The sequence below is a fragment of the Streptomyces sp. NPDC093544 genome, assembly GCF_040683495.1.
GTDB lineage: Bacteria > Actinomycetota > Actinomycetes > Streptomycetales > Streptomycetaceae > Streptomyces.
On the sequence record NZ_JBFBEA010000014.1, the window covers coordinates 158,203 to 170,021 of the forward strand.

The 11,819-nt window shown below is 69.5% G+C and carries 12 protein-coding genes; 6 read left to right on the plus strand and 6 right to left on the minus strand.

The features are described from left to right. The first annotated feature begins 178 nt into the window (after nucleotides 1-178). Both AB0N66_RS22455 and AB0N66_RS22460 read left to right on the plus strand, forming a co-directional pair. Complete coding sequence (locus tag AB0N66_RS22455; RefSeq protein WP_365437860.1) at nucleotides 179-1,021, plus strand: alpha/beta hydrolase; 843 nt, start codon at nucleotides 179-181, stop codon at nucleotides 1,019-1,021. A 214-nt stretch (nucleotides 1,022-1,235) separates the two neighbouring features. Next, nucleotides 1,236-2,033, plus strand: coding sequence for an RNA polymerase sigma factor SigF (locus AB0N66_RS22460; RefSeq protein ID WP_365437863.1), 798 nt, complete (start codon nucleotides 1,236-1,238; stop codon nucleotides 2,031-2,033). A 56-nt stretch (nucleotides 2,034-2,089) separates the two neighbouring features. Here the strand turns inward: AB0N66_RS22460 and AB0N66_RS22465 are convergent, their stop codons facing one another. Both AB0N66_RS22465 and AB0N66_RS22470 read right to left on the minus strand, forming a co-directional pair. Continuing rightward, nucleotides 2,090-3,400, minus strand: coding sequence for an ABC transporter permease (locus AB0N66_RS22465; protein WP_365437866.1), 1,311 nt, complete (start codon nucleotides 3,398-3,400; stop codon nucleotides 2,090-2,092). A gap of 3 nt (nucleotides 3,401-3,403) precedes the next feature. After that, the gene (locus AB0N66_RS22470) at nucleotides 3,404-4,195 is read right to left on the minus strand and encodes an ABC transporter ATP-binding protein (RefSeq protein WP_365437869.1); all 792 of its coding nucleotides are present in this window, start codon (nucleotides 4,193-4,195) and stop codon (nucleotides 3,404-3,406) included. Nucleotides 4,196-4,356: 161 nt separating this feature from the next. Between AB0N66_RS22470 and AB0N66_RS22475 the strand changes: the two genes are divergently transcribed. The 4 genes from AB0N66_RS22475 (at nucleotide 4,357) to AB0N66_RS22490 (ending at nucleotide 7,726) form a co-directional block, all read left to right on the plus strand. Further along, nucleotides 4,357-5,037 carry an ABC transporter permease gene (locus AB0N66_RS22475; RefSeq protein WP_365437872.1) on the plus strand — a complete coding sequence of 227 codons (681 nt, stop codon included), beginning with the start codon at nucleotides 4,357-4,359 and terminating at the stop codon, nucleotides 5,035-5,037. Continuing rightward, nucleotides 5,034-5,705 (plus strand): ABC transporter permease, encoded by a 672-nt coding sequence (locus tag AB0N66_RS22480; RefSeq protein ID WP_365437875.1) that lies wholly within the window; start codon nucleotides 5,034-5,036, stop codon nucleotides 5,703-5,705. The genes AB0N66_RS22475 and AB0N66_RS22480 overlap by 4 nt, the downstream gene beginning before the upstream one ends. Next, nucleotides 5,702-6,691, plus strand: coding sequence for an ABC transporter substrate-binding protein (locus AB0N66_RS22485; protein ID WP_365437878.1), 990 nt, complete (start codon nucleotides 5,702-5,704; stop codon nucleotides 6,689-6,691). The genes AB0N66_RS22480 and AB0N66_RS22485 overlap by 4 nt, the downstream gene beginning before the upstream one ends. A 78-nt stretch (nucleotides 6,692-6,769) precedes the next feature. Then, entirely contained in the window at nucleotides 6,770-7,726 is a 957-nt protein-coding gene (locus AB0N66_RS22490) for a hypothetical protein (RefSeq protein ID WP_365437881.1), read from the plus strand. Here AB0N66_RS22490 and AB0N66_RS22495 read toward each other — a convergent pair. Genes AB0N66_RS22495 through AB0N66_RS22510 form a run of 4 tightly spaced genes read right to left on the minus strand, consistent with a single transcriptional unit; the run spans nucleotide 7,693 to nucleotide 11,774 of the window. Next, complete coding sequence (locus tag AB0N66_RS22495) at nucleotides 7,693-8,847, minus strand: betaine/proline/choline family ABC transporter ATP-binding protein (RefSeq protein ID WP_365437884.1); 1,155 nt, start codon at nucleotides 8,845-8,847, stop codon at nucleotides 7,693-7,695. The two genes, AB0N66_RS22490 and AB0N66_RS22495, sit on opposite strands and share 34 nt — an antisense overlap. Before the next feature lie 22 nt (nucleotides 8,848-8,869). Further along, nucleotides 8,870-9,511, minus strand: coding sequence for a lactate utilization protein C (locus tag AB0N66_RS22500; protein WP_365437887.1), 642 nt, complete (start codon nucleotides 9,509-9,511; stop codon nucleotides 8,870-8,872). Beyond that, on the minus strand, nucleotides 9,508-10,986 hold the full coding sequence (locus tag AB0N66_RS22505; protein WP_365437890.1) for a LutB/LldF family L-lactate oxidation iron-sulfur protein: 1,479 nt from the start codon (nucleotides 10,984-10,986) through the stop codon (nucleotides 9,508-9,510). Before AB0N66_RS22505 ends, AB0N66_RS22500 begins: the two co-directional genes overlap by 4 nt. Continuing rightward, nucleotides 10,983-11,774 (minus strand): (Fe-S)-binding protein, encoded by a 792-nt coding sequence (locus AB0N66_RS22510; RefSeq protein ID WP_365437893.1) that lies wholly within the window; start codon nucleotides 11,772-11,774, stop codon nucleotides 10,983-10,985. The genes AB0N66_RS22505 and AB0N66_RS22510 overlap by 4 nt, the downstream gene beginning before the upstream one ends. Nucleotides 11,775-11,819: the final 45 nt, after the last annotated feature.

Below are 11,819 nucleotides of genomic sequence, written 5' to 3' on the forward strand. Positions count from 1 at the left end.
GTCCCGTTGTCCCGCACGACCGCGTACACGCCTGTGACTGTCCGGTGCCGAACCTCGGCAGGTCCTGTCGTCGGAGGGCGGGCGGTGTCCCCGATCGGTAGTGTCGGGAGTGATCGCCGCTCGCTTCCCGTGCCCGGCTCCCGGACCAGGATGGCCGAGCGGAGGGAGGCAGACCGCCGTGACCGTGATCTCCGTGAAGTCCACGCCGGTGGGGGACGGGCTCGTGCTCCCCTACGCCGAGGCCGGTTACCCCGATGGCACACCGGTGGTCTTCGTGCACGGACTCTCCGACTCCTGGTGGTCCTTCGAGCCCCTGCTGCGGCGTCTCCCGGCCTCCCTGCACGGTTACGCGCCCACCCAGCGTGGCCACGGCGACGCCGACCGTCCCCCCGACGGCTACACGCCCGAGGACTTCGCGTCCGACCTCGTGGCCTTCCTCGACGCCGTCGGTATCGACCGCGCCCTTCTCGTCGGATCCTCCAGCGGTGGCGTGCAGGCTCGGATCGTCGCGGGCAGCCACCCCGACCGCATCTCGGGGCTCGTCCTCCTCGGCGTCCCCGCCACCCTTGCCGACAAGCCCGCGGCGCTGAGACTGCGGGAGGCCGTGGACGGCTTCTCCGGCGCCGTTCCCCGCCAGTTCGTCGAGGACCTCATGGCCGGCACGGTGGCCGACGGGGTCGCCAGGGGGCTCATCGAGACCATGATCGACGAGAGTCTGAAGGTCCCGGCCCGCGTCTGGCAGGAGACCCTGCGCGGCCTGCTGGAATCCGATCTCCGCGCGACCCTCGCCGGCATCCTGGTGCCGACCCTCGTCATCTGGGGCGACCAGGACGATATCCTCCCGCGCAGCGACCAGCAGGTCATTCTGGACGCCGTCTTCGGTTCTCGCCTCCTTGTCTACGAGGGTGCGAGCCACGTCGTCCACTGGGAACAGCCCGAGCGGGTCGTCGCCGACCTCGTCGATTTCGCCGCCCGTATTGCCCACCAAGGCGCCGCTCCATTTCCGAATTCAGGGAATTAACGTTCCAGATTCGATTGATCGCTGGGCGTCACCTAATTGGTGAATGGGTTTTTGGTGGCCCTGCGCGGGGAATTGGAAATCCAGTGCTTCGGACAGGAGGCACGTCCGTGGGTGCGGGTCGGCATAAGGCCGCGGGTGTTTCCCTTCCGGCCGGTATGCGCGCCCTCCCATGGTGACTGTCCACTCAGCACCCTCTGAGGGAGTTGTGAGCACCATGCCTGTTGTCCCGGTCGGCACGAAGCAGCATCCGCACGATGACGCCCCCGACACCGCCGCGGCCTTCGCCCGGCTCTCCGGCCTGTCCGACGGTCCCGAGCGACAGGCACTGCGCGACGAACTCGTCGAATCCTGGCTGCCCATGGCGCGACGCGTCGCGAGCCGGTACCGGGGCAGGGGCGAGAACGTCGAGGACCTGAACCAGGTCGCCGCCCTGGGACTGGTCAAGGCGGTCGACCGCTACGACCCCGCCCTGGGCAACGCCTTCGAGAGCTACGCCGTGCCGACCATCAACGGCGAGATCAAACGGCACTTCCGCGACCACATGTGGGTCCTGCACGTGCCGCGCCGCGTCCAGGATCTGCGCAACCGGGTGCGCGCCGCCCTCAAGATCCTGGCGCAGACGATCCCCGGCCGACAGCCCACCATCATGGAGATCGCCGAGTACGCGCACCTGAGCGAGGACGAGGTACGCACCGGCCTGGAGGCCCTCGACTGTTTCGCCGCCCTCTCGCTGGACGCCGAACTCCCGGGCAGCGAGGACGGATACGACCTTGCCGACACCCTCGGCGAGTCCGACGCCGGCTTCGACCTGGTCATCGACCGCGAGGCCGTGAAACCCGCGCTGCGCACGCTCCCCGAACGCGACCGGACCATCCTCTACCTGCGCTTCTTCGGCGGGATGACACAGAGCGGCATCGCCGAGCAACTCGGCATCTCGCAGATGCATGTGTCGAGGCTGATCAGCGGTTGCTGCGCCACGCTGCGCGAGCAGGTAGGAACCGACGCTGCCTAGGCCTGTCGCGGAAGGGCGGCCGGGCGAATACGCCCGGCCGCCCCTGAACGCCGTGGTCACGCGGCTGTCGTCACCGCCGCCACCGCGGGCGTCCGCAAGGTACGCCGGGCCGTGAACAGGCTGGTTCCCAGCGTGACCGCCGCCGCGATCGCGACGATGGTGAGCCAGATACCGAGGCCCTGGTCCGGCCAGGCCGCGTCCGTGCGGACCATGGTGAAGGGGAGAAGTCCGGCGAGGCCGGCCCCGGTGCCGAGGAGGACACCGGTGACCGTCACGATCAGGCCCTCCACGCCGATCATTCCCATGACCTGGCCCGGCGTCGCACCGGCCAGCCGCTGCTGGCCGAACTCCCGGCTGCGGTAAGTCGTCGCCGCGTAAAGGGAGTTGATCAGCATGATGCAGGAGAAGACCACGATGATGCCGACGACCACGAGGTTGAGGGTTTCGAGGTTCTTCGCATCGATGGACTTCGGGACGCCCGAGGCCCTGATCGCGTCGCTCTCGACCGCCTGCATGTAGAGCGTCGCCGTCGCCATGCCGGTGAAGAGGATCAGCGGCATCAGGACCCCGGACAGCTCAGCGGCCCGGCGGCGCATGTTCCGTACGGCCAGATAGCCGCTCGGGCTCGTCGGCGCGAGCCGGTCGAGCAGGTCTTTCAGCAGCTGCGGTGAGAGCAGTGCGAACCCGACGGACAGCAGGATCGCCCCGTACGCGGGAGGAGCCATCAGCGCGGCGCCCGTCGAGGAGAACCCGAAGGTGGACAGGACCGCGATGCCGCCGACAGTCAGTGCCGCGTAAGCGAAGAACTTCCGTACGCCACCCCGGGGTTGACGCCGCTGCGTCGCGCGCCGTACCGCGAGGAACGCCGCGCCCGCCGAAGCGAGCACCGTGATCCAGATGCCCGACATGAGCGCGACGGGACCGAAGGAGTAGTCCACGGACCGGGCGACCTGGCCGCTGTCGTGGAACACGTCCAGCAGGGCCGTCCCGCCGAGCATCGCCGGACCGATCGCCAGCACCGCGCCCACCAGCGCGACCACCACCGACTCACCTACGACCATCCGCTTGATCTGCGCCGGTGTCGCCCCCGAGCAGCGCAACAGCTCGATCTCATCGGCGCGTTGACGGACATTGACCGTCAGCGTCGAGGCGACCGCGAAGAACACCAGCAGGGAGCCGTAACCGCCGACGACGCTCGCCGCCGTGGTCAGTGACTCCGCGCTCACGGAGTCGACGCCCGGCTGCCCCGCCGTGTCGTGCATCGCGTTGAAGGTCATGATGATCGCCGAGCCCAGGAAGGCGGACAGCAGCGTCGCGGTGAAGCGCCCGGGGCGCTGCCGGATGGAACGCAAGGCCAGAGCGAACATGGCTCACACCCCCACCGCGGTGTCGTCACCCAGGTGCGCAAGACGCTCGGCCACGGCGTCGGCCGTCGGCGCGTGCATCCCGCCCGCCAGCTGTCCGTCCGCGAGGAACACGACGGAGTCGGCGTACGAGGCGGCGACCGGGTCGTGCGTCACCATGACGACGGTCCTGCCGTGCACCCGTACCGTCTCCTGAAGCAGCCGCAGCACATCCCGCGCACTGCGCGTGTCCAGCGCCCCGGTCGGCTCGTCCGCGAAGATCACCCTGGGCTCGGTGACCAGTGCGCGGGCGATCGCGACGCGCTGCCGCTGGCCTCCGGAGAGCTGGTCGGGCAGATGGCCGAGCCGGTCGCCGAGGCCGACGGCCGTCAGGGTCTCCTGGGCCCGCGCACGGTCGACGCGCCGCCGGGCGAGCTTGAGCGGCAGCACCGTGTTCTGGGCGACGGTCAGCGTCGGCAGCAGGTTGTACTGCTGGAAGACGAACCCGATCCGACTGCGCCGGAACCTCGTCAGCTCGGCCTCACTGCCGCCCGTCATCTCCGCGCCGTCGACCATCACGATGCCGGAGTCGGGCCTGTCGAGGCCGGCCGCGCACTGCAACAGCGTGGACTTGCCCGACCCCGAGGGCCCCATGACCGCGGTGAAAGTACCCCGAGCCAGCGTGAGCGTCACCCCGTCAAGGGCGGTCACCGCATTCTCCTCGGTTCCATAGGTCTTGGTGACCTTGACCAGCCGCAGAGCCTCCGGGGCGGGTCCCGAGTCCTTCGTACGTCGCGCGGTGCTGCGAAACATCGTCATCACCCTCCGTGCGGCACGCCCTGTGCCTCGCCAATGACGCTACGGAGAGCCGGGTCGGACCACATTGGGCGCAGAACCCGTATACCGGGGTGTACTCAGCGACACCCCGTACGGGTCACCACAACGCGCCGACCCCCTTGCTGGACAGGTGCAATGGACAGGTGACCGCGCCCCCGGACGACTGCCTAGCGCGCAACGAGTGGATCTGCGGCGAGTATCTGAGCACCCGCCGCCAGATCCTCATCGACGCCGTGGTCCAGCACCTTCAGCTGACCTCGCTCGCGGTGCTCATCGCCGTCGTCGTCGCCGTACCGCTGGCCGTCCTCGCACGCCGCTGGGGCTGGGCCGCGGCGCCTGTCCTCGCCGTGACGACGATCCTCTACACGATTCCGTCACTGGCGATGTTCTCGCTGCTCCTGCCGGTGTACGGACTCTCGGCGGCGCTCGTCGTCGCGGGCCTCGTCCTCTACTCGCTGACCCTGCTCGTACGGAACATCCTCGCGGGCCTGCGTGCGGTCCCCGAGGACACCCGGCAGGCGGCGCGAGGCATGGGCTACGGGCCGATCCGGCTCCTGCTCACCGTCGAACTGCCACTCGCCCTGCCCGCCGCCATGGCCGGTCTGCGGATCGCCATGGTCTCGGCCGTGTCGCTGGTGACGGTCGGGGCGATCGTCGGCTTCGGCGGGCTCGGCAACCTCATCTACGCGGGCATGAACACCTACTTCAAGGCCCAGGTCCTGACCGCGTCCGTGCTGTGCGTCATCATCGCGGTCCTCGCCGACCTCCTGCTCCTCGGCGTGCAGTGGCTCATCACCCCCTGGGTAAGGGCGGCCCGCGGATGAACACACTGACGGACGCCTGGCACTGGCTCACCGACTCCGCGCACTGGTCGGGCGCCGACGGCATCTGGCACCGGCTCGGTCAGCACCTCGTCCTGACCGTCGTCTGCCTGGTCATCAGCTGCCTCATCGCGCTGCCCATCGCCCTCGTCCTCGGCCACCTCGGCAAGGGCGGCGCGCTCGCCGTCAACATCTCCAACGTCGGCCGTGCCGTCCCCACCTTCGCCGTACTGGTGCTGCTGCTCCTCACCCCGGTGGGGAACTGGGGCGACGGCCCCACCGTCGTCGCCCTAGTCCTGTTCGCCGTACCGCCCCTGCTCACCAACGCGTACGTGGGAATGCGCGAGGTCGACCGCAGCGTGGTGCGTGCCGCGCGCGGGATGGGGATGACCGGGCGGCAGATGCTGTTCCGCGTGGAGCTCCCCCTTTCACTCCCCATGGTCATGAACGGGGTCCGGATCGCCGCCGTACAGCTCGTCGCGACCGCCACCATCGCCGCGCTCGCGGGCGGCGGCGGGCTCGGCCGGATCATCACCGCCGGCTTCAACCTGGCGAGTACGCCCCAGGTCGTCGCCGGTGCCGTCCTGGTCGCCGTGTTCGCGCTGATCGTCGAGGGGATCTTCGAGGTCATCGAACGACTGGCTCCCAGCTGGGCGAGGGGAACGCGATGAGACGTGCGCGACCGTCGGGACCACCACGCGCGCCTCGCGGATGCCGCCCGGCACCCCTGACCCTGGCACTGCTGGCACTCGTCCTGCTGAGCGGCTGCACCACCGGCCCCTCCCTGGAGAACCAGGGCGCGGTCACCGCTCCGCCCGGCGACAGCAAACACCTGACCATCGGCTCGGCCGGATTCACCGAGAGCGACCTGCTCGCCCAGATGTACGCGCTGCTCCTGAACCAGGCCGGCTACAAGACGTCGATGCTCACCGTCGCCAACCGCGAACTGTACGAACCCGCCCTGGAATCGGGCCAGATCGACGTCGTCCCCGAATACGCGGCCACCTTCGCCGACTGGTTGAACACCAAGACCAACGGCGTCGACGCACCGTCCGTGGGCTCGCCGGACCTCGACGTCACCATGGCCGCCCTGCGCAAGCTGGCCACGCCGCGCGGGCTCACCGTCCTCGACGCGGGCAAGGCCGTCGACCAGAACGCCTTCGCCGTGACCAAGGCGTACGCCGCTCAGCATCACCTCAAGACGCTCAGCGACCTCGGGAAGTCCGGCCTGAAGGTACGGCTCGCGGCGGGCGACGAATGCGTGCAACGGCCGTACTGCGAACCGGGGTTGAAGAAGACGTACGGCATCGACATCACCACCGTCGACCCGAAGGGCGTCGGCACCACACAGGCCAAGCTGGCCGTGCAGAACGGCCAGGACCAGATGGTGCTGACCACCACGACGGACGCGACCCTGGGCGACTTCGGGCTCGTCCTGCTCACCGACGACAGGCACCTGCAGAACGCCGACTACATCGTCCCCGTCGTCAACCGCTCCCGCGCCGGCGGCGAGGGCGTCACCAAGGCACTCGGCAAGCTCAACGACGTACTCACGACCGCCGACTTGGCATCCATGAACGAACAGGTCGACAGCTGGCGGCGACTGCCCGAGGACGTGGCGCGGACCTATCTGAAGGAGAAGGGCCTGCTGAAGTGACAGGACCGTGACGTCGGTTACCGGACTGGTGCGGCGGGCCGGGTTTTCCGCGGGGGCGGACATCGGTACACCTGGTCCATGCAGGACAACGGGGGATTGCGCCGGACCTGGCGCCAGGTATTACGTGAGGCGGTCCTGGGGGCCCGCACCGACGCGAAGGCCGACGGGCTGGCGAATCTCGTCGAACCCGGCCGCGAGAAGGCCTGCGAGTGGTTCGGGACCATCTACCCCAGACATCAAGTGCAGTTGCAGCTGCTCCACGGCGAATCACAACGGGCTTTCGAATCGCAGACCAGACAGTCGATGCGCATAACCATCGGCTGCGTGTTGAGCAATGTCCTGCGCGATCCGCGGCTGAATTCCGAGGAGCCCAACCGCTATGTGGGCGACTATCTCCACAAGGAGATCTCAGGACTGCGGGCGCGCATCGACGAGGACTGCGCACTGGCCGTCAGCCGCGGCATCAACGTGGGACTCACGCTGGGTGCGCTCATCAGCATGGTGCTGCTGATCACTCCTCTGCTGGTGGGAGGCGCGGGTCTGCTCGACCTGGTGGGGATCGAGATGGGCTGCACGGACCGCTGGAGTCTGCTGGGCGCCTTCGTGTGCGGGGGAGTCGGCGCGTTCGGCGCGGTGCTCAGCGTCCTTGTGCGGCTGCGCAACACCGGCGGGGAACTGTCGCGGCGCAGGACCAACGGTGACCGGGGCACCGTCGCGCCCGGCCAGATGGCGCGAGGGATGCGCCACGAGGGCGTCTACCGGGTCTTCGTCGGCTGGATCCTGGCGCTGGCCGTCTACTTCCTGCTCAGCGCCGGCTTCATCAAGCTGTTCGACATGCCGGCCACCACGGTCGAGATCTGCTCGGGAAACACGGCAGGGCAGGGCACCGCCTTCTGGGGGTTCTGGTGTGCCGTCGGCTTCCTGGCGGGCTTCAACGAACGCTGGGCCTTCGGACTCCTCGACCGTTCGCACCGCCCGGAGCGGCACACACCGGCCACGGCTCAGGCATCCGCCACCGAATCGAACTCCACCTGACCCCGCGACACGCCCAGCGCGTCCGCGTCCACCGACCGGCGCAGCGCCTCATGCAGCTTCGCCGGGGTCAGCACACCGAGGAAGCGTGCCCCGTCCACCACGGCGACCCAGCCCGCGTCGTGCTGGAGCATCACGCCGAAGGCCTGCTTCAGCGGGGCGCCCACCGCCACCCAGGAGTTCATCCGGTGCACGAGGTCGCGGACGGAGCCGCCCGTCCCGAGTTCGTCGACGCCGACCCAGCCGTGCAGATCACCCTCGGAGTCCAGGACCACCGCCCAGCGCGCGCCCTCCGTCAGCATCCGGGCCGCCGCCTGCTCGGCGGGCTCGTCGAGCCGGGCGATGGGCGGCTGTTCGAGGTCGCTCGGCTCGATCTCCGTCACCGACAGCCGCTTCAGCCCGCGATCGGCGCCCACGAACTCGGCGACGTACGGCGTGGCGGGCATGCCAAGGACAGCGCCCGGCGTGTCGAACTGCTCGATGCGCCCCTGCCCGTACACCGCGATCCGGTCGCCGAGCCGCACCGCCTCCTCGATGTCGTGCGTGACCAGCACCACCGTCTTGCGAACCGCCTGCTGCATCCGCAGGAACTCGTCCTGCAACTGCTCGCGCACCACCGGGTCCACGGCCCCGAACGGCTCGTCCATGAGCAGCACCGGCGGGTCGGCGGCCAGCGCCCGCGCCACGCCGACCCGCTGGCGCTGACCGCCCGACAGCTGGTCCGGATAGCGCGCTCCGTACGTCTTCGGGTCCAGGCCCACCAGTTCGAGCAACTCGGCGGCGCGCGCCCGCGCCTTCGCCTTCTTCCAGCCGACCAGCGACGGCACCGTCGCGGTGTTGTCGAGGATCGTCCGGTGCGGGAAGAGGCCGACCTGCTGGATGACGTATCCGATGCGGCGGCGCAGCTGTACCGGGTCGACCGTGGCGATGTCCTCGCCGTTCACGAAGATCTGCCCGGACGTCGGCTCGATCAGGCGGTTGACCATCATCAGGGTCGTCGTCTTGCCGCAGCCGGACGGGCCGACCAGCGTCACGAGTTCGCCGTCGGCGACCTCGAAGGAGAGGCCGTCCACGGCGGTCGTGCCGTCCGGATACCGCTTGGTGACCTGTTCGAACCGGATCATTCCCTCACGCTAACCGCGCCGGTCACTCTCCGCTCACCAGCACCACCTCAAGGGTGCGCGGACCGTGCACCCCCTCGACCCGGTCGAGTTCGATGTCACTGGTCGCGGACGGACCGGAGATCCAGGTCAGCGGACGGGTCGGATCGAGGCGATCCATGGCTTGGGGAACCGAGGCCACGACCTGGTCGGGGACGCGTACGACACAGATGTGGTGGTCGGGGATCAGAGTGATGCGGCGGCGGCCCTGGTCGGGCGAGCCGTCCAGCACGATGGTGCCGGTCTCGGCGATCGCCACCGCACACGCCGTGACCACGCTGTCGACCCCGTCCAGCTCTCGCGGAGTGCTCTGCGCGCGATCGGCGACCTGTTCGACGCCCTTCAGCCAGTGGGACGGCAGCCCCGGCGGCACCAGAACGCTCCGTGAGCCCCGTTCGGTGAGCAGCCGGGTGAGCAGCGACGGCAGGCCGGCGTCATCCGTCCGGTGCACGAGGGCCCGATAGTCGGCCAGATTCTCCGCGAGCAGATCCACCGTCTCCTCGACACGCCGGGCACCGTGCTCGCGCAGATAGTCCCGTTGAACGGCCTGCTCGTACGGCGTGTCGTCCTGTTGTACGTCCGCGATCGCGCGCCGCACCCGGCCCAGGATCAGATCCCTGCTGCTCACTTCGCCGTGTCCTTTCCACCGTTCGTACGCTGCCACCAGTCCCGGAACGGCTCCGCGGGCACCGCCGGCAGATCACGGGTCTCGCTCCACGCCTTGCCGGGGCCCGGCAAGGTCCGAGGATGGAAGCGGCGGGTGCGGGAGGCGAGCCGCTGGCCGGTGCGCAGGGCGCCGGGGTGGCTGAACGCCCAGCGGGCCGCGCGCATCGCCGCCCGCTCGGCGGCATGGCCCTTGGCGGGCTTGAGCACGACCTTGTTGCCCTGGCTGGTGGCCGGACCGCCCTCGGCGATCCGCTCGCGCAGATGGACGAGCACTTCCGGGATGTCGATGGCGACCGGGCAGACCTCGTAGCAGGCGCCGCACAGCGAGGAGGCGTACGGGAGGGAGGCGTCGATCTCGCTCGCGGTGCCCCGGAGTTGAGGGCTGAGGATGGCGCCGATCGGGCCGGGGTAGACCGAGCCGTACGCGTGGCCGCCGGCCCGCTCGTACACCGGGCAGACGTTGAGACACGCCGAGCAGCGGATGCAGCGCAGGGCCTGGCGGCCGACCTCGTCGGCGAGCGTGTCGGTGCGGCCGTTGTCGAGGAGGACCAGGTGGAAGGTCTGGGGGCCGTCCTCGTCGGTGGTGCCGGTCCAGGTGCTCGTGTACGGGTTCATGCGCTCGGCGGTCGAGGAGCGGGGGAGGGTCTGGAGGAAGACCTCCAGGTCCTGCCAGGTGGGGAGGATCTTCTCGATGCCGACGACCGAGATCAGCGTCTCGGGGAGGGTGAGGCACATCCGGCCGTTGCCCTCCGACTCCACGACCACCAGCGTGCCGGTCTCGGCGATCATGAAGTTGGCGCCGGAGACGCCGACCTTGGCGCGCAGGAACTTCTCGCGCAGATGGACGCGGGCGGCCTCCGCGAGCTCGGCGGGCGTGTCGGTCAGGCCCTCGGGGGCCGGGCGGCCCCACTCGCTCATCTCGCGGACGAAGATGTCCCGGATCTCGCCGCGGTTGCGGTGGATGGCGGGCACGAGGATGTGCGAGGGGCGGTCCTTGCCCAACTGCACGATGAGTTCGGCGAGATCGGTCTCGTAGGCGTGGATGCCCTCGGCTTCGAGCGCCTCGTTGAGGGCGATCTCCTGCGTGGCCATCGACTTGACCTTGACGACTTCGGTCTCGCCGGTCGCCTTCACCAGGTCCGTGACGATCCGGTTGGCCTCGTCGGCGTCGGCGGCCCAGTGCACGGTGCCGCCGGCCGCCGTGACCGACTCCTCCAACTGGACGAGGTACTGGTCGAGATGGCGGAGGGTGTGGTCCTTGATCTGTTTGCCCGCCTCGCGCAGCTCCGCCCAGTCCGCCAGCTCCGCGACCGCCTTGGCGCGCTTGGTGCGGATCGTGTGGGTGGCGTGGCGCAGATTGCCCCGCAGCGTCGTGTTGTGCACGGCTTCGTGCGCGGCCTTGGGGAAGGCCGGCATACCGACGAACGTCCCGCTCATGCCTTCGACTCCGCTTCCGTGAAGGTCCCCGGGACCGTGCTCGGCTCTTCTTCCGTGCTCGCCAGGATCTCCGCGATGTGCAGGGGCCGCATGCCCGTGTGGAGGCGGGACATCGTGCCGCCGATGTGCATCAGGCAGGAGTTGTCGGCGGCGCACAGCACATCGGCGCCCGTCGACTCGGCGTTGCGCACCTTGTCGGCGCCCATCGCCGCGGAGACATCGGCGTTCTTGACGGCGAAGGTGCCACCGAAGCCACAGCACTCGTCGGCGCCGGGCAGCTCGCGGAGCTCAAGTCCCTTCACCGCCTGGAGCAGCCGGTACGGACGGTCGCCGAGACCGAGGCTGCGCAGCCCGTGACAGGTGGGGTGGTACGTCACCGTGTGCGGGTAGTACGCGCCGACGTCGGTCACGCCGAGAACGTCGACGAGGAACTCGGTGAGCTCGTACGTCTTCGGCACGACCGGCGCGAGCGTGGCCGCGAGAGTGTCCCCGCGGCCTTCGGCGCGCGCCCGCTCGCCCATCCGCGGATACAGCTCACGCACCATCGCGCCGCACGACCCTGAAGGCGTCACGATCGCCTCGTACTCCCCGAAAACATCGGAGAAATGTCGGGCGAGCGGCTCGGCCTCGTGCCGGTACCCGGTGTTGTAGTGCGCCTGCCCGCAGCACGTCTGCGCCATCGGGAAGTCAACCTCTACGCCCAGCCTGGTCAGCAGTTTCACCACGGAGCGGCCCGTGTCGGGATAGAGCGTGTCGTTGACACAGGTCAGGAACAGGGCGACACGCATCGCGGCTCCTCGGGTTCGATCATCGGATGAGTGCAGCGTACGCGG

Excerpts from the sequence above, each read along its gene's own strand:
- AB0N66_RS22460 (WP_365437863.1), top strand. The coding sequence starts at position 1,236 with ATGCCTGTTGTCCCGGTCGGCACGAAGCAGCATCCGCACGATGACGCC.
- AB0N66_RS22480 (WP_365437875.1), top strand. The coding sequence starts at position 5,034 with ATGAACACACTGACGGACGCCTGGCACTGGCTCACCGACTCCGCGCAC.
- AB0N66_RS22470 (WP_365437869.1), bottom strand. The coding sequence starts at position 4,195 with ATGACGATGTTTCGCAGCACCGCGCGACGTACGAAGGACTCGGGACCC.
- AB0N66_RS22485 (WP_365437878.1), top strand. The coding sequence starts at position 5,702 with ATGAGACGTGCGCGACCGTCGGGACCACCACGCGCGCCTCGCGGATGC.
- AB0N66_RS22465 (WP_365437866.1), bottom strand. The coding sequence starts at position 3,400 with ATGTTCGCTCTGGCCTTGCGTTCCATCCGGCAGCGCCCCGGGCGCTTC.
- AB0N66_RS22490 (WP_365437881.1), top strand. The coding sequence starts at position 6,770 with ATGCAGGACAACGGGGGATTGCGCCGGACCTGGCGCCAGGTATTACGT.
- AB0N66_RS22495 (WP_365437884.1), bottom strand. The coding sequence starts at position 8,847 with ATGATCCGGTTCGAACAGGTCACCAAGCGGTATCCGGACGGCACGACC.
- AB0N66_RS22505 (WP_365437890.1), bottom strand. The coding sequence starts at position 10,986 with ATGAGCGGGACGTTCGTCGGTATGCCGGCCTTCCCCAAGGCCGCGCAC.
- AB0N66_RS22510 (WP_365437893.1), bottom strand. The coding sequence starts at position 11,774 with ATGCGTGTCGCCCTGTTCCTGACCTGTGTCAACGACACGCTCTATCCC.